We start from the raw sequence: 20,124 nt of genomic DNA on the forward strand, positions 1-20,124 counted from the left end.
TTTTATTCCTCGCCCAGATAGGCCCGAATCACATCGGGATTATTGCGGATCTCCGATGGCGTACCCTGTGCCAATGGCGTTCCCTGATTCACCACGTAGATGCGGTCTGAAATGCCCATCACCAGCTTCATGTCGTGTTCTATCAGCAAGACAGAAACATTGTGCTGATTGCGCAGCTCCATAATCAGATGATCCAGTTCTGCGGTTTCCTTCGGGTTCAGTCCAGCGGCAGGCTCATCCAGCATCAGGAGTTCCGGGCGGGTAACCATGCAACGGGCAATTTCCAAACGACGCTGCTGACCATAGGCCAGATTACCGGCCTGACGATTTGCCATTTCAAGCAGACCAACGCGATCGAGCCATTCGGAGGCGCGATCGAGTGCATCCACTTCTGCCCGACGAAACGCAGGGGTTTTGAATAAACCCGCCAGCACCCCACTTTTAAGATGCTGATGCTGGGCTACCAGCAGGTTTTCAATGACCGTCATTTCCCTGAACAGGCGCACGTGCTGGAATGTTCGCACCACGCCCATTCGCGCAATTTTCTGTCCCGGCAATCCTTCCAGATGCTGATCGCGCAGTTTGATGGTGCCGCCAGTTGGCTTGTAAAATCCGGTCAGGCAGTTAAAAACCGTGGTTTTACCCGCGCCGTTGGGGCCGATCAATGAAACGATTTCGCCTTGATTCAGCGTCAACGCCACGTTATTCACGGCCAGCAAGCCGCCAAAACGCATCATCAAACCTTCTACAGCCAATAAAGGTTGTGCACTCATACTTGCTCTCCTTTATCTGCTTTCATCTGGGAAGGTTTCAGCTTGAGCTGCGGTCGCTTCATCGGCAACAATCCTTGCGGCCGCCAAATCATCATCAACACCATCAGCGCACCCAGTAACAACATGCTGTATTCATTCAGGTCACGCATTAATTCACGCGAAACAACCAGTAAAACTGCGGCCAAAATAACGGCAAATTGCGATCCCATCCCGCCGAGAACCACAATCGCCAGAACAAAGGCTGATTCGGCAAAAGTAAATGATTCCGGGCTGACAAAACCCTGGCGTGCAGCAAACAAGGTTCCGGCAAAGCCAGCGAATGCAGCACTGATGGTAAAAGCCGTCAGCTTGATGTTTGTTGGGCTCAGGCCCAAAGAGCGACAGGCGATTTCGTCTTCACGCAACGCTTCCCAGGCACGACCCAGCGGCATCCGCAGCAGACGGTTGATCACAAACAGTGTGGCGATCACCAACAATAACGCCACCATGTAGAGGAAAATGATGCGATCGCCTGGATCGTATTGCAGACCAAAGAAATTATGGAACGTGTCCCAACCCCCATCACGCGCACTGCGGCTAAACTCCAAACCAAATAACGTCGGCTTGGGGATCTGGCTGATGCCATTGGGGCCGCCAGTGATTTCCGTGTTATTCAGTAGCAGGATGCGAACGATTTCACCAAAGCCAAGGGTGACGATCGCCAGATAGTCACCACGCAAGCGCAGCACCGGGAAACCGAGCAGGAAGCCGAATGCGGCAGTCATCAGCCCCGCCAATGGCAGGCTTTCCCAAAATCCCAGACCGTAATAGTGATTGAGCAGCGCGTAAGTGTAGGCACCAATCGCATAAAAGCCGCCATAACCCAGAACCAGCAGACCGGATAAACCAACAACGACGTTGAGGCCGAGACCGAGCATGACGTAAATCAGCGTCAGCGTGGCAATGTCGACCGTACCGCGAGAAACGAGAAACGGCCAGGCGATGGCAGCAATAATCAGCACGGCCACCAACAGTTTTTGTTTGGGTGTTGTGCCGTCAAAACTCGGTAAAACAAAAGCCGGGCCTGAGGCTTTTTTCAGCCCTTTTTGCAACAATGGCCGCAAAAGCTGGAAGAAAAATACGATCACACAGCCAATGCCGATCCAGTTCCAACGCACTTGTGAGGCACCACCCACCACCAGCTTGGTACCATCAACATTGAGTTGGAGACCCATCATGAACGAGGCCATAACGAACAGCACGACGGTGGAGATAATGGCATTAAGCAGATTGAGCTGTTTCATACCTTCTCAACCTCCGGACGTCCCAGAATCCCGGTCGGCATGATCAGCAGCACAACAATCAACAGAGCAAATGAGACCACATCTTTATATTCAGTGCTGAGGTAAGCGGAGGTTAGCGCTTCCGCCACGCCGAGGATCAGACCACCAATCATCGCACCAGGAATGCTGCCGATACCCCCAAGAACCGCGGCGGTGAACGCTTTCATGCCAGCCATAAAACCGATGTACGGATTGATCACGCCATAAAACTGACCGAGCAATACCCCGGCGACGGCAGCCATCACAGCGCCGATAACAAACGTTAGAGAGATAACGCGGTCAGTGCTGATACCCAGCAGACTGGCCATTTTCAGGTCTTCCGCACAGGCACGGCATGCGCGGCCCATGCGCGAATAGCGGATGAATGTCGTCAGCGCCAGCATCGCGACAAAGGTAACAACCCAGATAATAATCTGCATCGAACTGATCGTGGCCGCAAAGCCGTTGCTTTCACCCAGTGTCCACTGACCGGTCACCAGACCTGGCAGTGCCAAATCACGCGAGCCCTGGGTCAGGCTGACGTAGTTTTGCAGAAAGATCGACATCCCTATTGCAGAGATCAGCGCAATCAGGCGCTTGGAGTTGCGTACCGGTCGGTAAGCGACCCGCTCAATACTCCAGCCGTAGGCGCTGGAGATAACAATTGCCACGATGAAACCTGCGCCAATCAACAACCAACCGGCGTCAATACCCATCATCATCAGGGCCGCAATAACAATAAAAGAGACATAACTGCCGATCATATACACCTCGCCGTGGGCGAAGTTGATCATGCCGATAATGCCGTAGACCATGGTGTAACCGATGGCGATAAGTGCATACGTGCTGCCCAACGTAACGCCGTTGAACATCTGTTGCAGAAAGTAAAGAAACTGCTCTGACATACCCTAACCCTTGGATTCGCTTGCGTCGCGGTCCCTGCCCCGTCTGTTTGATATTTGCTCAGTACCTGGCAAACAAATTCCCCCCTGCGTGAGGGGGGAGACAATGGTAGGAGCAGGAGTCAACCGTCGATAAGTTGACTTGCTGATTATTGAATCGGCGTTGACGTACCGTCTGCATGCCATTCAAAGACACCAAATTCGAATCCTTTCAAATCGCCCTTTTCATCCCAGCTCAGTGGTCCCATCACCGTATCTACCGGCTTGGATTTGAGATCTTTCACAATGTCAGCGGGTTCCTGGCTGCCACTACGTTCCATACCTGTGGTCAATGCTTGCAGCGCAGCATACGTGGTCCAGACAAATGGCCCGGTTGGATTCAGTTTCTTCGCTTTCAATGCTTCAACGATAGGTTGGTTGGTCGGTACCTGGTCGTAACGCTTCGGCAAGGTAACCAACATGCCTTCGGACGCATCACCGGCGATGTTAGACAGTGAAGAGTTGCCCACACCCTCTGGCCCCATGAATTTTGCTGTCAGCCCGGCTTGTTTGGCCTGGCGCAGAATCTGGCCCATTTCCGGGTAGTAACCACCAAAATAGACGAAATCGATGTTCTCTTTTTTCAAGCGCGCAACCAGCGTTGAGAAGTCTTTATCACCTGCGGTGATACCTTCAAACATCACTACGTTGCCGCCAGCTTTTTTCAGGCTGTCCTGTACTGAACGCGCCAGACCTTCACCGTATTGCTGTTTGTCATGAACAACCGCAATGCGCGTCGGTTTGATGGTACCGAGGATATATTTCGCTGCGGTTGGCCCCTGGTCGGAATCCAGACCAGTAGTACGCATGATCATTTTGTAACCACGAGTGGTCAAATCGGCGTTGGTTGCCGCCGGGGTGATCATGATGATGCCTTCGTCTTCATAAATATCTGACGCAGGCTGCGTTGAGGAGGAGCAAAGGTGACCAATCACATAACGGATACCGTCGTTGATCACTTTGTTGGCAACGGCCACCGCTTGTTTTGGATCGCAGGCATCGTCATATTCCACGCCAACCAGTTTGTCACCCTTGATGCCACCTTTGGCATTGATGTCGGCAATCGCCTGACGGGCTCCGGTAAATTCCATATCACCATACTGCGCCACAGGACCTGACATCGCGCCGACGATCGCTACTTTGATATCTTTTGCCAGAACAGCTTGGCTCATCGCCAAGGCCATACAGCCCGCCAGCAAAACTTTACCTTTTGCTAATTTCATCCGCTAATCCCCATACCTTGTTGTGATGTCGTCTGTTGTGTTTGCCTATGTAAATCATCGCCACTTACTTTTTCTTCATAAGTAATAATGATTTAGATGTTTTCCTGGCAATATTTTCTAATAAGACTTTATTTTTCATGCCATTAAACAGGAGTTTTCTGCTGCAAAGCAACTGGCATTTACAGAAACAAGAGGTGTAAACAGAATAAAATTCGGATTTAATTCTCGCCATTTTCTGAATGGGTGGTGTCTTATGCTGCCTTTTGATCAATATGTAGATCCTAAACTCTGAAAATGAGCGTCGCAAAAAACATTCCACTCAGTTTCCGTATAGAAAAAGTTACACAACGGTCAGCGCTCGGATCTTTTACAATAACGCATCTTTTCTGCTGGTGAATCTGGTTATGAAATTAACAATTGAAAGGCTGGCAAGCCTGTCGCAACAAGATGAACTCGATTTGGCAAAAATATGGCCGCAGCAAACGGTGGCGCAGTGGCGGGCGTGGTTAGACGCGCCAGAAAACAGGATTTTTGCAGCGCGGTTCAATGACCGTCTACTCGCGGCAGTAAAAGTGTCCGTGACGGGAGAAAATGCTCATCTGAATGATTTCAACGTGCGTGAACTCACCCGACGCCGTGGTGTGGGATTATATCTGCTGGAGGATACGCTGCGTCAGATGCCTGATGTTACCTGCTGGCAGATCAGTGACGATGGTGTGGACGCAGGGCAGCGCAACGCGTGGGGGCTGTTTTTACAGGCCGTGGGTTTTGTACCCAACGCCTGGGGCTGGGAAAAACGCCTGACTCGATAGGTATGAAAAAGGCGCTGTATCTGCATACAGCGCCTACATTATGCTTCGACCCGATTGACCTCGACCCGCTTGTATTTGGAGTCGAATGTACTCAGAACCAATCAGGCTTCGATAGCGGCACGCAATTTTTTCATTGCGTTCTTTTCAAGCTGACGGACACGTTCAGCAGAAACGCCATATTCATCGGCCAGTTCCTGCAACGTCGACTTATTGTCATCATCCAACCAGCGGGCACGAATGATGTGCTGGCTACGCTCATCCAGTCCTTCCATCGCGTACAACAATTTGTCGGCAGCGTGGCTCTCCCAGTTGTCTTCTTCAATACCGTCCGCAAAGTCCGAGCTTTTATCCTGCAGATAGAGCACAGGTGCCATCGACTGTCCCTCACGGGCATCATCATCTGGCGTCGGATCAAAGGTCATATCCTGCGCGGCCATGCGAGATTCCATCTCACGTACGTCTTTGCTGGTCACGCCCAGTTCGCGTGCCACCAATTCAACTTCATCCTGATTGAACCAGCCCAGACGCTGCTTGGTTTTACGCAGGTTGAAGAACAGCTTGCGCTGTGCCTTGGTTGTCGCGACCTTGACGATACGCCAGTTGCGCAATACGTATTCGTGGATTTCAGCTTTAATCCAGTGCACCGCGAAGGAGACCAGACGCACACCCACTTCCGGGTTGAAACGGCGAACCGCTTTCATCAAACCGATGTTACCTTCCTGGATAAGATCCGCCTGTGGCAAACCGTACCCTGAATAGTTGCGGGCAATATGAGCGACAAAGCGCAGGTGAGCCAGGATAAGCTGTTTAGCTGCTTCCAGATCGCCCTGATAATGCAGCCGTTCAGCCAGCTCCCGCTCTTCCTCTGCCGTCAGCATTGGATAGGCGTTGGCTGCCCGAATATAGGCTTCCAAGCTGCCTTGGGGTATTAAGGCTAAAGTTTGCATTTCTTTGGTCATTCAAACCCTCTCTCAATCAAACAGTTAATGCGGTGGTGTAGATTCATTTCAACACAGGATGCGGCTTCTTGATTCATTTAATGCGCCGACAGCCGAGCACCTTACACATCTGCTGCTATTTTCAAAACTGCAATTTTTGACCGTATTGCGCGCCAAAAGTTCGCTCTTCAGGCTGTCACAACTGCATGAGCATAGGCGACACGGCGGCGAACTGATAAGGAAATTGTGCGAAATGGAAAAGCCAGATGAGACGTCATGATAGAGGCTCTTCCCCTGCAAAACGATCGGAGCAGCAGGAGAAGAGTATATCAAAAATTTATCATTGTGGTGTAAATCGGCGTAAATGTTGTACCGTCGCCAGCCAGGCGGCGATCCAACCAATCATCGCAGAGATCAACAACAGCAACAGACTTTCGTCCCAGGCCAGGCCATGCAGGGTGAATGTGGTGCCAAAAACCGCCGCCACCTGCAACACTACGCTTTCCAGGCGCAGTACCAGCGCTTGCGAAAGTACCAGTGACAACAATGCACCAAAGAACCCCAGCATCGCGCCGCCATTAAGAAAGGGCCGCAGGATAAAACCATCGGTCGCACCAATCAGCTTCATAACGTTGATTGTATCGCGACGACTGAAAATACTTAGACGCACACTGTTACCAATGACCAGGAAGACCGCCACGATCATCAGGATACCAATCATTGCCGCCACCTGCCCCACCAGGCCGGTCAGCGCCGCCAGCCGGGCAAACCAGCTGTCATCCATACGCACGTCGTCAATGCCCTGCACCGCCGCCACCCGATCACGCAAGGTGTTCAGCGTTTCGGAACTCTGGAAATTCAATTTAGGCGTGATGATGGCTACGGCAGGCAGAGGATTCTCTTCCAGCATATCCAACGCACCACCAAAACCTGACCAGTTGCGGAATTCACCCATCGCCTCATCGCGTGAGAGATAATTTACTTTCTCGACGCCCGCTTCTGCCCGCAACGCTTTGACCACGTTTTCGGCAGCATCGTCATCAAGGGATTTATCCAGATAGACCGTCAGTTGCGGCGTCGGATACCACTGCTGCGCCGCAGTGTTCACGTTTTTCCATACCAGATAACAGACGCTGGGCAATGTCAGGGAAATCGCGATAACCATGATGGTCAGCAGCGTCGCCAGCGGTTGGCGCAGCATGTCAGAAAGCGCGTTCATCCATGCATAACGCCACTGCTCACGCCAGCCACCGCGCAAGGCTTTGCTTTTGGCTGCCTTGGCATCACTCGCCGTTCTAGGGCTATTCGCCATGATGCGCTCCTCCTGCCATCCGTCCCTGACTGAGGGTCAGAATCCGGTACTGTCGGCGTGCGATCAGCGCCATGTCATGCGTTGCCATCAGTACGGTGACACCAACGCGGTTGAACTCTTCAAACAGTCTTAAGATGCCTTCGGACAGCGCATCATCCAGGTTACCGGTAGGTTCATCTGCCAGCAAAACCGCAGGTTTATTCACCACGGCCCGGGCAATCCCCACGCGCTGCTGTTCACCACCGGAGAGTTGAATCGGGAAGTTTTTCGCTTTATCCAGCAGACCGACTTTATCCAGCGCAGCAGAAACGCGGCGGCGGATATCTTCACTGCTCGCCCCCGCAATCACCAGCGGCATAGCGACGTTGTCATATACGGTACGATCGAGCAACAGATGGTGATCCTGAAAGATCATGCCAATCTGCCGACGCAGAAACGGCACCTCACGGTTTTTGAGGCGGCTAATATCATGACCGCCGAACCAGATATGGCCAGCGCTGGGTCTTTCGATACCACAAATCAGTTTCAGCAGGGTACTTTTCCCCGCGCCTGAGTGACCGGTCAGAAACGCCATTTCCGCCGGGCGGATATGGAAATCCACCCCTTGCAGCGCTTGTCGTCCGCCCAGATAAGCTTTACTGACCTGTTCAAAGCGAATCATCCGTATTAATCCTCTCGGGCAAAAAGTGCCTCAATAAAATCGTCGGCTTTAAATGGCCGCAAATCGTCGATACCTTCTCCGACACCAATGTAGCGGATAGGAATACCGAACTGATCGGCAACAGAGAAAATCACGCCACCTTTTGCCGTACCATCCAGTTTAGTCAGCGTAATTCCGGTCAGGCCAATCGCTTCTTTAAACAATCTGACCTGGCTGACAGCATTCTGTCCGGTGCTGGCGTCAATCGTCAGCATAACCTCATGGGGGGCGTCCTCGTCCAGTTTTTTCATTACACGGACGATCTTCTTCAACTCTTCCATCAAGTGCGCTTTATTCTGTAAACGGCCCGCGGTATCAGCGATCAATACGTCTGCACCCCGCGCTTTCGCCGCCTGAATGGCATCGAAAATCACCGAGGCGGAATCCGCGCCAGTGTGCTGGGCAATCACCGGAATATTGTTGCGCTGACCCCATATCTGCAACTGTTCGACCGCGGCCGCACGAAAAGTATCGCCCGCCGCCAGCATCACTGATTTACCCTGCGCTTCGAACTGACGCGCAAGTTTACCGATGGTGGTGGTTTTACCCACACCATTGACGCCAACCATCAAGATCACAAAGGGACTTTTGCCGCTGACATCCAGTGGCTGATCAACCTTGGCCAGGATCTCGGACATCTCTTCCTTCAGCTTGCCGTAAAGCGCTTCCGCGTCTTTCAACTGTTTGCGGCTGGCGTGAAGCGTCAGGGAACTGATGATTTTACGCGTGGTTTCCACCCCGACGTCGGCGATAAGCAACTGTTCTTCCAGTTCCTCAAAGAGTTCATCATCTATTTTCTTGCCACGGAACAAACCAAGAATGCCTGATCCCAAATTCTGTTTGGTTTTCAGCAAACTGCGCTTCAGTCGTGCGAAGAAACCCTCTTTTGACGGACGCTCCTGTTCCTGCGGCGCCGCAGTGACAGGTTCCGGCTCAATAAGCTGTGCGACGTGGGGCTGTTCGGGCTCTTCTTCCCACTCAGGCTCTTCATCGTCATCGTGCTGGCTCAGGTTCTTACTCAGGCCGACGATTTCCTGCGCCAACGCGTTGGATTCCATTTCCGCATCATCAAGCAGTGAATGCGGGGCCGAGCGCTGTTCAACCACTTTCTCCGTCAGTTCCACAATCTCTTCTGCCAGGGCTGCAGACTGCGACTCTGGAACCGCCGTTGTCACTTCAGTAACGTCAGCGTTTGTTTTGGAGTGTTCTTGCGGTTGCGCGACAGTGACGCCTTCATCGGCACTTACTGCCCCATGCGAATCAGTGATTGGCGGGACAATTTCCGCGATCTGTTCGTTGCTGGCATCCCATTCCCCAGGCATCTCGGCCTGCAGTGAATGTTCAGGCTCCTGCGTAGGAAGTTGATCTCCAACAACCGATTTGGCGTTCTCATCCTGTGACGGCTGTGCGGAGGCGTCCTCCTGCTGTTGCTTCTCTTCCTGGCGACCAAGGCCTAACCAGGAGAAAAACCCACGTTTTTTCTCTTTTGCCATTTTGCGACTTCACTCCTCGCCGTTGATTCATGGCGGACGGATTACGAAAAAGTTATTAACCCGGCAGTCTACCACTTTCTGTTTGCCAGCAACACGCATGCAAACAGGGTTTCGATAGTCAATTCAATCAACAACCGTGAAACATTTGCCCAAAGCACACACACCGGTAGAATAGCGCACCAAAATGATTTTGAATGAAGCCCCTGAGGCCTCAGATAACTGAAACGAGCTATGGCAAAGAAACCGCAAACCCAGCCTGCCGGGCAAATCCGCATAATCGGCGGTCAATGGCGTGGACGAAAACTTCCTGTACCGCACAGCCCCGGCCTGCGCCCGACAACTGACCGGGTCAGGGAGACGCTGTTCAACTGGCTGGCTCCTATTATCCAGGGCGCGCGATGTCTGGATTGTTTTGCAGGAAGCGGAGCGCTGGGGCTCGAAGCCTTATCGCGCTATGCTGGCAGCGCAACCCTGCTGGAGTTTGAGCGCCCGGTCGCCCAACAGCTACAGAAGAACTTGGCGCTGTTGCAGCCCAACAAGGGTGAAATCATCACCACCAATACACTTAACTGGCTGGCAAAGGCCGGAACGCCGTACAATGTTGTTTTCCTCGATCCACCTTTTCGTAAAGGCATGTTGGAAGAGTCAATGCGCCTGCTGGAACAGTATGGCTGGCTAGCCGATGACGCCTGGATTTACGTTGAAACCGAAGCGGAAAGCGCGGTCACCGACGTACCGGAACGCTGGCAATTGCATCGGGAAAAAGTCGCCGGTCAGGTGGCTTATCGTCTCTATATTCGCACGGCCATTTCTGCACAGGCAGAACAGGAGCAGGACAATGTTGATTAACTGTGGTCGGATTCTGATGTTGGGTATCTGGGCGTTTCTGGTTTTTAACCTGATCCACCCCTATCCAAAACCCCTGAAATATTTCATGGATGTGGCGATGATCTTCATGGTGCTGATGCATGGTCTGCAATTGGTGCTGCTGAAATCCACCCAAGGCAAGGATCAGCCTAAAATCAGTGGTTGGTTGCAGGTGCGGATTTTTCTGTTTGGGGTATTCGAATTACTGGCTTGGCAGAAGAAACAACCCCCGTTGCCGAAGAAGTAGTGATAGACCGATGACCAGCACCGGTCAATGCTCTCGCTAGGCCATGGGCACAAACGAGATAAAACGCGTGCCCTGCAAGCGCAACGCGCCCTTCACACCCTTATCAATCCGGTGATAATCATCCTTTGCCAGTTGCAGCTTGATTTCACTGCCACCGGCAAGGGGCTGGAAATAAACTTCATAGCGCATATCCTCCACCGGGATCACTTCACGCTGCCGCGAACGCCGATTGGACGTGGGGAATTCACGTTTGCTGGCGACCTTCACCTGCAGGGTTCGCGCCGGTGAAACATTATTGGCCGCATCCTTTCGCCGTTTGACGAAATATTGCCGGGTCGCCAGCACCACAATCAATACCACGATTAATAGAAAAATCAGTGGAGGCTTGTTCATTGTTGACTCTCAACCCTCAGGGCTTTTTGCCGGGGAAGTAAGGAAACGGCGAGACATTATCGCCAAGATCAGAGATCCGTGCGCTGCCGCGTTCTGTCACGGCGTCCACCCTGATTACAGCATGCATGGGGATAAAGCTGCGATTCACACCTGCAAATTCCGTTTTCAATTTTTCGGTAGAGGGATCAACCAGCAGGGTCGACTGGCTGTCGAACACGAAATCCGCAATCTCAATAAAACCAAAGAGCGTGCTTTGAATAATTTCACGCACATATAGCTGATAATTTTTTCCGTTATTCATAAACTGAATACGATAAAGAGACTGTTCGTTGCTCATCGCCTCACCTTGTGTCAATCCATGGTTAAACAGGTACGTCTGCCGCATGGTGTTGCGGTATGGCTCGCAGTAACGGAACCTGACGGGAGAGTTAATAATCAGTAATAAGATACCATGCGCCCGCAGCCAGTGCATACGTCCCACCGATAGTCCGGTATTCTGATTGTCGCGAATGGACGCTTTCCCCTACACTGAAGAGGGGAGCAAAAAAATGAGGTTCATGATTTCAAACCAACATTTATGCATGCCGAATACTTACTTTAATAAGGATAAACAATGAGCTGGCCATTCCTTGCGGTGTTTTTTTCCGGTTGGCTATTCGTGGATGCCAGTTATCGTGGCCCGCGGTGGCAACGTTGGGTGTTTAAGCCCGTCACTCTGTTACTTCTTTTATTGTTGGCCTGGCAAGCACCGGTACTGACGGTCTATGGCTATCTGATCGTTTTGGGCCTGCTCGCGACGCTGATTGCCGATGGGCTGTTGCTGCTGCCAACTGAACGCGTTCTTTATGCCATCGGGGCGTTCTTCTTATCCCATTTGCTGTACACCATCAGTTTCGCCAGCCAGATGACCATTACCTTTTTCTGGCCGCTGCCGTTGGCGCTGATTGTTATCGGTATTTTGCTGCTGGCTGCCGTCTGGACACGGCTTGAGGAGCTGCGCTGGGCGATTTGTACCTATTTCGCCATGACGTTACTTATGGTATGGATTGCAGGCGAACAATATTTCGCCCGTAATACCGATTTCAGTTTCTCGATTCTGGCCGGCACGGTGCTGTTGTTGCTGGGAAATATTGTCTGGTTGTTCTCACGTTACCGGATAAAATTCCGCGCAGCGGATGCGATTATCGCCGCCTGTTATTTTGGCGGGCATTTCCTGATTGTCCGTTCGCTCTACCTCTAGTCTCCATATTTAGTAGAGTAAAAGTTTTGGTGGGGTCAAAAAACCGGCCCCACCCATTCCAGCCTGTTCGTTTCCCTCCTTGACTCTGGAGTCAACTCCAAGGTGTAGAGTACCTTTGACAACATTCTACCCGTGACCCAAAGGAGGGCGCTATGCCTACGCCACACAAGCACGACCACCACGACCACCATCACGATACCACCAGCGCCTGTGGCTGCGCGCACCAGCACGCCAAGACTCAGCAGGGGTGCAGCAACCAATCTGCGTCGTCTAAAGAAAGCAGTTCATGCTGCAGTAATCAATCCACAGCGCATACTCACGGGGCAGATCACTGCTGTAGTGATGAAGGTGACAGTCCCGACGATGAGAGTGACCGGCAAAGCCCCCCGCTCCCTCCCAGCAGCCAGCAATACAGTTGGCAAGTCAGCGGCATGGATTGTCCTAGCTGCGCGAAAAAAATAGAAAATGCTGTTATCTCCCTTCCTACCGTTGCCCGGGCCCGGGTATTGTTCGCGACAGAAAAATTGGTTGTTGATGCCAGCAGCGATGTCCGTCAGCAAGTCCAACAGGCGGTGACCTCTGCCGGTTTTGTATTGATTAGCCCGCAGTCAGCCGCCAATAACGAGAAAAAACCAGAAAATATTTTACGTGGCTATGTCCCGATTATCCTTCTCGCCCTGTTGATGGCGGCCAGTTGGGTCATCTCCACGTTTGATGAATACACCGGCAATATTGCGTTCATTGCAACCACGCTGGTTGGCCTGTGGCCTATCACCCGCTCAGCGATTAAATTGATCCGATCCGGCACGCCTTTTGCGATCGAAACATTGATGAGCGTCGCAGCCATAGGTGCGCTATTCATTGGCGCAACGGCAGAAGCTGCCATGGTGCTGCTGTTGTTTATGATTGGTGAGCAGCTTGAATCCTATGCGGCCAACCGGGCACGTAGCGGGGTCAAGGCACTGATGGCGCTGGTTCCCGAAGAAGCCTCGCTGATTGTCAATGGTCAGGCTCGCCCGGTGGCGGTCAACCTTCTACGGCCAAATGACATTATTGAAGTCGCCGCAGGTGCCCGTTTACCGGTTGACGGTGAATTGCAGGTCTCTGCCGCCAGTTTTGATGAAAGTGCGCTGACAGGGGAATCGATCCCCGTTGAGCGGCAGCCTGGCGAAAAAGTACCTGCAGGCAGCCTGTGTGTGGATCGCGTTGCCCGCCTGAAAGTGGTTTCGCAACCCGGTGACAGCGCTATCGACCGCATTCTCAAATTAATCGAACTGGCTGACGAGCGCCGCGCGCCCATTGAGCGTTTCCTCGATCGCTTTAGCCGTTATTACACCCCGGCAATTATGCTGCTGGCGGTGCTGGTCATTATTATTCCCCCGCTGGTTATGGGTCAGGCCTGGGAACCCTGGATTTATCGTGGTTTAACGCTGCTATTGATTGGGTGCCCGTGTGCGCTGGTTATTTCTACCCCCGCGGCCATTACTTCCGGCCTGGCCGCTGCCGCCCGTCAGGGTGCGCTGATCAAGGGCGGAGCCGCACTTGAGCAGCTCGGGTTAGTGAAAATGTTGGCGCTGGATAAAACCGGGACACTGACCGAAGGCAAGCCACAGGTAACGGAAGTGGTCACCGCGCCGGGGATCACGCAAGACTATTTGTTACGCATGGCAGCCGCCATAGAGATCGGTTCGCACCACCCGCTGGCTGTCGCTATTGTTAATTACAGCCGCCAGCAGCAAGTAACCATTGAGGAGGCCGGGCAACGTCGCGCATTGTCAGGCGTGGGTGTTGAAGGCGTACTCGACGGGAAGACGATCGCAATATCCGCACCGGATCGTTTGCCTGCGGGAGAGATCAGCTCACCAACGCACGATCGCATTACGGTGCTGGAGCAGGCGGGCAATACGGTCGTTGTTGTGACGGAGGATCAGCAGGTCATTGGCTTGCTGGCACTACGCGATACGCTGCGATCCGATGCTGTTGCGGCGCTGCATGAATTGAAGTCTTTGGGTGTTGATGCCGTAATGCTTACGGGGGACAACCCACGGGCCGCCGCCGCCATCGCTGGCCAGCTCGGCATCGATTTCCGTGCCAGTTTGCTTCCTGCCGATAAGGTTCAGGCGGTCACGGAGTTAAACCAACGTCAGGCGACTGCCATGGTGGGCGACGGGATTAATGATGCGCCAGCGATGAAAGCCTCTTTGATCGGCATCGCCATGGGTGGCGGTACCGATGTGGCACTCGAAACCGCCGATGCCGCACTGACTCATAACCGCCTGATGGGCCTGGCAGATATGATCCGTTTGTCGCGCGCTACGCGGGCAAATATTCGCCAGAACATAACATTGGCGCTGGGTTTGAAAGCTATCTTTCTGGTGACAACGCTGATGGGTCTGACTGGCCTGTGGATCGCCGTGTTGGCCGATTCGGGCGCAACAGCGCTGGTCACAGCTAACGCCTTGAGGTTATTAAAGAAAAGGCGTTGATAAATCAGTTTATTATATAACTATTTAGCCTCCGATAAGGGGGCTAAATAGAGCACTAAATGTTATGCCTCCCCTCTTATTTTCCGCTACATTCCTGCCGCTTAATTCATCTATGCCACCCTTTCCGCCAGAATACCTCTGGCCGTAAACCTGTGACCCGCGGTTCTCATAATGAAGCGACTACCCTGTGCCTGCTATCTGGTTTTTCCCCTTGGCTTATTGGTTCACAGTGCATATGCCGATGACAAGGCAGCAAATACCGATCAACTGATCGCTCAAGCCGATCGCCCAATGTTCAGCCAGCAGGAATCGCTCGCCGATCCGGCTGCTGTCACCCCCCAATCGACTGTGGCAGAACACCATGTGCTGCCGATCTGGGGCGATGCCGCTCGGGCGAAAGGTTATGATCTGCCATTGCCTTTTGGCGTTGGCATGAGCTACATGAATATGCGGCAAAATATTGATGTCGATAGCATCAGTTTTTCCGGTTTGTCGCTGCCATTGCCCTCGGGTGGTGCACACGCCATTCCAGGCGATATGTTTAATATCGCCGTGGGCAACACCCGCGAGAAAAGCGAAACAGAGACACTGCGACTGGATACCTGGCTGTTTCCTTTCCTGAACGTCTATGGCGTGGTCGGATACACTGACGGCAGTTCGGTTTCCCAGGTTTCCGTGGATGCCGATCCCGCCAAATATACCTGTCCGCGTAAAGGCAAGAAAGCCGGATGCCACCTGGATACGGCGATTGCGTCCGCCGTTCATGCCATGAATCAAAGCGGTAAATTGCAGAATATTGACTTCCAACTCGACTTCAAAGGTATGACCTATGGCGCAGGTTTTACTCTGGCGGGTGGCTACAAGAACTGGTTTACCGCTGTGGATACCAACTACACGCGCACCAATTTTGACATTCTCGACGGTAAAATCTCCGCATTAACCGTCACGCCCCGGGTCGGGTACCGTTTTGACACGCCAGGCAATGAGACGCTTCATCTGGCACCCGGACATCTCAGTCTGTGGGTCGGCACCATGTATCAGGACGTCCAGCAAGAGTTTCGCGGTAACCTCTCTGATTTGCAAATGCCGACAGAACTGGTGAACCTCATCAATCTGGTCAATCAGGATGATCAAGGGAAATTTGATGTTAAACAGCATCTTAAATCACCCTGGAATGTCTTGATTGGTACGCAATATGAGGTAAGCAAAAACTTCAATATTCTGGCCGAAGTCGGTTTCAGCGAACGAAACAGCTTCTTTATTTCAGGTGAGTATCGCTTTTGATCAAAGCGCTGATATGCGCTTTGCTGCTCGTGACCTCATTGAGCGCTGCCGGAGCCTTGCCCAGCCGACAGCAGGTTGATGGCATGCTTGCCTCATTGGGGGCCGATAACCAGTTTGATCGCAGCAAAAGCATTGATTGGGGTATTTTACCGGGGCCGTTTTTTACCCCGGAGCTAGGTCTGGGTATGGGTATGGCTGCCGTTGGTATGTACCGCCCTGACGCAGAGGATTCAACCAGCCAAAACTCTACGTTGGCCTTGAAAGGCTTTGCCAGTTCAACGGGCGCTTTTGGCATGAGCTTTGAAAATTATAGTTTTTTTGCTAACGACAGTTGGCGTTTTTTTATCAGTGGTGCGATCAGCGATATGCCGACCTACTACTGGGGTACCGGTTATCAGGCCGGGAAAAACGATGGCAATAAAGAAAAATATACCTTGCAGTCACTTTCCCTGACCCCCCGGCTATTGTATCGCATCGCGCCTGACACCTATTTCAGCCTGGGATGGGATATCTCATCCAGCCATGCGAAAGACCCGCAGGGCAACTTGTTCAGTGAAGAAGCAGCTGGCGAGTCAGTGTTCAGTTCCGGTTCCAGCATCGGGCTGAATTACGACAGTCGAGATAATGTGTCTAACGCTACCCGCGGTCAGGTGGCGTCGGTGATCTTGACCCAGTATGCGCCGCAGCTAGGCAGTAACAGCCACTATACCTCGCTGGAGGCGCAGTATGGCCGCTATCAGCGTTTAAGTGAACGCAGCGTGCTGGCCGTTGATGTCTACAGTCGGCTGACGCAAGGGGATGTGCCCTGGGATCGCCTATCGCAACTCGGCGACGATAAGCATATGCGTGGTTACTATGAAGGGCGGTATCGCGATCGTAATACGTTCAGCGCGCAAGTGGAGTATCGCCGCAAGCTCGACTGGCGAAACGGCTATGTCCTGTGGGCTGGCGCAGGCACGATGAGTTCCCACACCGACCAATTGGGGGGTGGCCCCTGGCTGCCGACCGTCGGCGTAGGCTATCGTTTTGAATTTAAACCCCATATGAATGTGAGATTGGATTTAGGTATTGGGCGTGAAAGCGCTGGATTCTATTTTCAGGTAGGAGAAGCGTTTTGATACGATCTTTCGTTTTCACTGGCCTGCTGCTGACGCTTTTCTGCGTACACGCCAGCCCTTCGGCTCCACAGACAGACGCCGCCCTGTGGCCAGCGAACCCAACAAATCAGGCGTGGCCTGTGACCCAGCCGCTAAATCCCCCCGAAGGGCTGCGACCATGCTGCGCCTTCGGTTACAACCTGAAGGCTGAAGCGCTTGGCGTACCCGTGCCCTTCTATCAACTGGGCAATGTCATCGATACTCAGCACCTTGGCGAACATCATTACAACGACAGCAATCTGGGTGCGGTGACCAATCTACTGGGCATCAACAGTGAGAAAGTCGGGTTGATATATACCCGACGCGGTGGCTTTATCGATCTGGCGCACGTCCGCGATACCGCCGATAACACCTTTTATCTGTTCAGTCAGATACTGCCACAGCTTGGTCAACGCTGGCGTATCGATTTGCAGCCGGAACTGGCGCTAAGGCGTATTCAGTTTACCGAGTTTACCGCGCCCGCCGATCCGGCAGAACGTTACGCGCTGGCAACGTATCTGGCAGGGAAACTGGCCTTCCAACTGGCAGCCTGGCATGAGATTGCGCAATGGTATGGATTTCAGTCGGTACCCGGATTTTCAGAGGGAGTTTCCGCATTTTCACCGGAAGATCTCTACTCCAATTTGCTCGGGGCACATCTGGCGATTCAAACTATCCTGACCGGCCACGCCCAATCCGTCAGTGAATTCAATCAGGCAATGACCGATCTTTTGCCCACAGCACTCGCCCAACTTGATGCGGTGAGTGTGACAGAAACCCGCGTGCAGTTTGACCTGCTGGATGGAAACTGGTGGGACAGCCATAAGCGCGTGCCGGAGAAGTTCCTGGTACTCAAGCGCAATTACGATACGTCAGACGATCGCTTGCCGACGCCGGTACCGGATGAAACTTTACCGCCGCAACGTCTTGGGTTGCCTGATAATATCGACAGCTATCCGCTTAGCGCACTGGCTGCGTTGCAACTGTGGCCGGGCAGCGACCGGGGGACATTGCCGCCTTCAAAAATGTATTTTACCGCAGCAGATTTCGCCATGCTGGCGCTGCAGGCACGTAGCGCCGATGCACAGCAGATTCTACAGAAGAGGTAATATAAAGAAGAATTACAAGCCTTTACGCAACAGATAGCGATAAGGCAATTGCTCTGTTTCAGCCGCAATAAGCTGATGTTCCATATAGCGGCAGAAACCAGGAATATCGCGCGTGGTGGCGGGATCGTCAGCCAGGATCAGCAGAGTCTGGCCGGGTGCCATATGGCGCACCGCTTTACGCACCATCATTACCGGTTCCGGGCAGCGCAAACCCAATGCATCAAGCGTTTTGTCCGGATTAGTAAAAGGATCTGTCATCTCTGTTCTCACAACCTGTCAGCAAAATAGGACTCAATCAACCGCGACAGATTTTTCTTATCGCAACTTCTTATCGCAACTTCTTATCGCAACTGAAGAGCGACAGTTTACCCCGGCGAATTTCTGGCGCAAGCTACGTGAACGTTTGCGTTAAAATTAACCATTGCATTGGTTGCGCAAACGGGTAAGATGCGCGCCGCAACGATATTATGTACCCAAAGTCATTGAAGGGCATTCGTCGCGAATATTTTGTTTGGGTTCCCTCACCCCAATAACCAAAAAGGTCACAATATGTACTCTTTTACTCCCCGACAGCGGATGACCGCGTTGGTATGGCTTTCGCTATTCCATGTCATCATCATTACCTCCAGTAACTATCTGGTGCAACTGCCGATCGAGATCTTCGGCTTTCACACCACCTGGGGGGCATTCACCTTCCCGTTTATCTTTTTGGCAACGGATTTAACCGTACGCATTTTCGGTGCGCCGCTGGCAAGACGCATTATTATTGCGGTTATGGTGCCCGCCCTCTTCATCTCCTATGTCGTTTCCGTGGTGTTCTATCAGGGCGGCTGGCAGGGATTTGACGCGTTGAGCCAATTCAATCTGGTGGTGGCGCGAATTGCGATAGCCAGCTTTATGGCGTATGCCTTGGGGCAAATTCTGGATGTTCATGTCTTTAACCGCCTGCGTCAGCGTAGCCGCTGGTGGGTAGCGCCGACGGCTTCCATGTTTTTTGGCAATATCAGTGACACGCTCTCGTTCTTCTTTATCGCGTTCTATCGCAGTAGCGACGCGTTTATGGCGCAACACTGGGTGGAGATAGCCTTGGTGGACTACAGTTTCAAGCTGCTGATCTGCCTTGTTTTCTTCCTGCCAATGTACGGTGTATTACTGAACGTATTACTCAAACGCCTGACTCGCGTGGGCGAAGAGACGCGTTTTCAGTTGAGTTAATCTGACTTGCTTTTCATTGCTGAATAGGGTGCGATAGCAAGGTTAAGTCATATATAAGGAAGCCCAATGCGCAAACTAGCAAAATTCATCGGGATTGGTCTGCTGGTGACCGGTCTGGCCGCCTGTGACGGCAACAACGATGATAAAACTCCGGCAACAGACAGTGCTCCTGCCAGTACCGCCGTCGGGCAGCAAGTGAAATTACTGGACGGTAAAGTCAGCTTTACGTTGCCCGGTAGCATGACCGATCAGAGCGGGAAATTGGGTAATCAGGCCAATAACATGCACGTTTATGCCGATGAGAGTGGGCAGAAAGCGGTGATCGTGATCCTTGGTGATAACACCACGGAAGAACTCAGTGTCCTGACGCAGCGGCTGGAAGATCAACAGCGCGCCCGCGATACCAATCTGCAAGTGGTGACCAATAAAGCTATTGAAGTGGACGGCAAGAAACTGCAACAGTTGGACAGCATTATCTCCACCGGCGGACAGAAAGCCTATTCCTCCGTGGTGATGGGTAACGTTGATAGCCATCTGCTGACGCTGCAAATCACGCTGCCAGCCGATAATCAGCAACAGGCGCAATCAGAAGCTGAAAGCATCATCAGTACGCTGAAAATTCAGTAACTGCCTGAGGGCGGGAAAATCCCGCCC

At 52.5% G+C, this 20,124-nt stretch carries 21 protein-coding genes; 10 read left to right on the top strand and 11 right to left on the bottom strand.

Features of this window, described 5'->3' with window-relative positions:
- Window positions 1-2: 2 nt before the first annotated feature.
- From livG to DRI82_RS15935, 4 genes are all read right to left on the bottom strand, one after another.
- Window positions 3-773 carry a high-affinity branched-chain amino acid ABC transporter ATP-binding protein LivG gene (gene livG, locus DRI82_RS15920; RefSeq protein ID WP_114194898.1) on the bottom strand — a complete coding sequence of 257 codons (771 nt, stop codon included), beginning with the start codon at window positions 771-773 and terminating at the stop codon, window positions 3-5.
- Complete coding sequence (locus DRI82_RS15925) at window positions 770-2,056, bottom strand: high-affinity branched-chain amino acid ABC transporter permease LivM (RefSeq protein WP_114194899.1); 1,287 nt, start codon at window positions 2,054-2,056, stop codon at window positions 770-772. Before DRI82_RS15925 ends, livG begins: the two co-directional genes overlap by 4 nt.
- On the bottom strand, window positions 2,053-2,979 hold the full coding sequence (livH, locus tag DRI82_RS15930) for a high-affinity branched-chain amino acid ABC transporter permease LivH (protein ID WP_114194900.1): 927 nt from the start codon (window positions 2,977-2,979) through the stop codon (window positions 2,053-2,055). The genes DRI82_RS15925 and livH overlap by 4 nt, the downstream gene beginning before the upstream one ends.
- A 146-nt stretch (window positions 2,980-3,125) precedes the next feature.
- Complete coding sequence (locus tag DRI82_RS15935; RefSeq protein WP_114194901.1) at window positions 3,126-4,238, bottom strand: branched-chain amino acid ABC transporter substrate-binding protein; 1,113 nt, start codon at window positions 4,236-4,238, stop codon at window positions 3,126-3,128.
- Window positions 4,239-4,642: 404 nt separating this feature from the next.
- On the opposite strand from DRI82_RS15935, the gene panM reads away from it, so the two are divergent.
- Window positions 4,643-5,050: an aspartate 1-decarboxylase autocleavage activator PanM gene (panM, locus tag DRI82_RS15945; protein ID WP_114194903.1), complete on the top strand. Its 408-nt coding sequence runs from the start codon at window positions 4,643-4,645 to the stop codon at window positions 5,048-5,050.
- A 101-nt stretch (window positions 5,051-5,151) separates the two neighbouring features.
- Here the strand turns inward: panM and rpoH are convergent, their stop codons facing one another.
- The 4 genes from rpoH to ftsY all read right to left on the bottom strand — a co-directional run bounded on the left by rpoH (window position 5,152) and on the right by ftsY (window position 9,493).
- Complete coding sequence (gene rpoH / locus DRI82_RS15950; protein WP_114194904.1) at window positions 5,152-6,009, bottom strand: RNA polymerase sigma factor RpoH; 858 nt, start codon at window positions 6,007-6,009, stop codon at window positions 5,152-5,154.
- 319 nt (window positions 6,010-6,328) lie between these two features.
- Complete coding sequence (ftsX, locus tag DRI82_RS15955; protein WP_114194905.1) at window positions 6,329-7,300, bottom strand: permease-like cell division protein FtsX; 972 nt, start codon at window positions 7,298-7,300, stop codon at window positions 6,329-6,331.
- Window positions 7,290-7,961: a cell division ATP-binding protein FtsE gene (gene ftsE / locus DRI82_RS15960; protein WP_114194906.1), complete on the bottom strand. Its 672-nt coding sequence runs from the start codon at window positions 7,959-7,961 to the stop codon at window positions 7,290-7,292. Before ftsE ends, ftsX begins: the two co-directional genes overlap by 11 nt.
- Before the next feature lie 5 nt (window positions 7,962-7,966).
- Window positions 7,967-9,493 carry a signal recognition particle-docking protein FtsY gene (gene ftsY, locus DRI82_RS15965; RefSeq protein WP_114194907.1) on the bottom strand — a complete coding sequence of 509 codons (1,527 nt, stop codon included), beginning with the start codon at window positions 9,491-9,493 and terminating at the stop codon, window positions 7,967-7,969.
- Window positions 9,494-9,724: 231 nt separating this feature from the next.
- Between ftsY and rsmD the strand changes: the two genes are divergently transcribed.
- Window positions 9,725-10,342 carry a 16S rRNA (guanine(966)-N(2))-methyltransferase gene (gene rsmD, locus DRI82_RS15970; protein WP_114194908.1) on the top strand — a complete coding sequence of 206 codons (618 nt, stop codon included), beginning with the start codon at window positions 9,725-9,727 and terminating at the stop codon, window positions 10,340-10,342.
- Complete coding sequence (locus tag DRI82_RS15975; protein WP_114194909.1) at window positions 10,332-10,607, top strand: DUF1145 family protein; 276 nt, start codon at window positions 10,332-10,334, stop codon at window positions 10,605-10,607. Before rsmD ends, DRI82_RS15975 begins: the two co-directional genes overlap by 11 nt.
- 36 nt (window positions 10,608-10,643) lie before the next feature.
- Here the strand turns inward: DRI82_RS15975 and DRI82_RS15980 are convergent, their stop codons facing one another.
- Both DRI82_RS15980 and DRI82_RS15985 read right to left on the bottom strand, forming a co-directional pair.
- Entirely contained in the window at window positions 10,644-11,000 is a 357-nt protein-coding gene (locus DRI82_RS15980) for a DUF2500 domain-containing protein (protein ID WP_114194910.1), read from the bottom strand.
- A 16-nt stretch (window positions 11,001-11,016) separates the two neighbouring features.
- Entirely contained in the window at window positions 11,017-11,337 is a 321-nt protein-coding gene (locus tag DRI82_RS15985) for a DUF1820 family protein (protein ID WP_114194970.1), read from the bottom strand.
- Window positions 11,338-11,613: 276 nt separating this feature from the next.
- Here DRI82_RS15985 and DRI82_RS15990 point away from each other — a divergent pair, with 276 nt between their 5' ends.
- From DRI82_RS15990 to DRI82_RS16010, 5 genes are all read left to right on the top strand, one after another.
- Window positions 11,614-12,240 carry a lysoplasmalogenase gene (locus tag DRI82_RS15990; RefSeq protein ID WP_114194911.1) on the top strand — a complete coding sequence of 209 codons (627 nt, stop codon included), beginning with the start codon at window positions 11,614-11,616 and terminating at the stop codon, window positions 12,238-12,240.
- Window positions 12,241-12,392: 152 nt separating this feature from the next.
- Complete coding sequence (locus DRI82_RS15995) at window positions 12,393-14,726, top strand: zinc/cadmium/mercury/lead-transporting ATPase (RefSeq protein ID WP_114194912.1); 2,334 nt, start codon at window positions 12,393-12,395, stop codon at window positions 14,724-14,726.
- A 171-nt stretch (window positions 14,727-14,897) separates the two neighbouring features.
- Window positions 14,898-16,010 carry a hypothetical protein gene (locus DRI82_RS16000; protein ID WP_425452664.1) on the top strand — a complete coding sequence of 371 codons (1,113 nt, stop codon included), beginning with the start codon at window positions 14,898-14,900 and terminating at the stop codon, window positions 16,008-16,010.
- On the top strand, window positions 16,010-17,128 hold the full coding sequence (locus DRI82_RS16005) for a BamA/TamA family outer membrane protein (protein WP_411705345.1): 1,119 nt from the start codon (window positions 16,010-16,012) through the stop codon (window positions 17,126-17,128). Before DRI82_RS16000 ends, DRI82_RS16005 begins: the two co-directional genes overlap by 1 nt.
- On the top strand, window positions 17,128-18,255 hold the full coding sequence (locus tag DRI82_RS16010; RefSeq protein WP_114194973.1) for a DUF4056 domain-containing protein: 1,128 nt from the start codon (window positions 17,128-17,130) through the stop codon (window positions 18,253-18,255). Before DRI82_RS16005 ends, DRI82_RS16010 begins: the two co-directional genes overlap by 1 nt.
- Before the next feature lie 12 nt (window positions 18,256-18,267).
- Here the strand turns inward: DRI82_RS16010 and tusA are convergent, their stop codons facing one another.
- Window positions 18,268-18,513, bottom strand: coding sequence for a sulfurtransferase TusA (tusA, locus tag DRI82_RS16015; protein WP_114194913.1), 246 nt, complete (start codon window positions 18,511-18,513; stop codon window positions 18,268-18,270).
- 291 nt (window positions 18,514-18,804) lie between these two features.
- Here tusA and DRI82_RS16020 point away from each other — a divergent pair, with 291 nt between their 5' ends.
- Together DRI82_RS16020 and DRI82_RS16025 are read left to right on the top strand one after the other, a co-directional pair.
- Entirely contained in the window at window positions 18,805-19,470 is a 666-nt protein-coding gene (locus DRI82_RS16020) for a 7-cyano-7-deazaguanine/7-aminomethyl-7-deazaguanine transporter (protein ID WP_114194914.1), read from the top strand.
- A gap of 66 nt (window positions 19,471-19,536) precedes the next feature.
- A complete protein-coding gene (locus DRI82_RS16025; protein ID WP_114194915.1) occupies window positions 19,537-20,097 on the top strand; it encodes a DcrB family lipoprotein in 561 nt (186 codons plus the stop codon).
- Window positions 20,098-20,124: the final 27 nt, after the last annotated feature.

Source organism: Edaphovirga cremea, from assembly GCF_003332275.1.
In the GTDB taxonomy this organism is placed as follows: domain Bacteria; phylum Pseudomonadota; class Gammaproteobacteria; order Enterobacterales; family Enterobacteriaceae; genus Edaphovirga; species Edaphovirga cremea.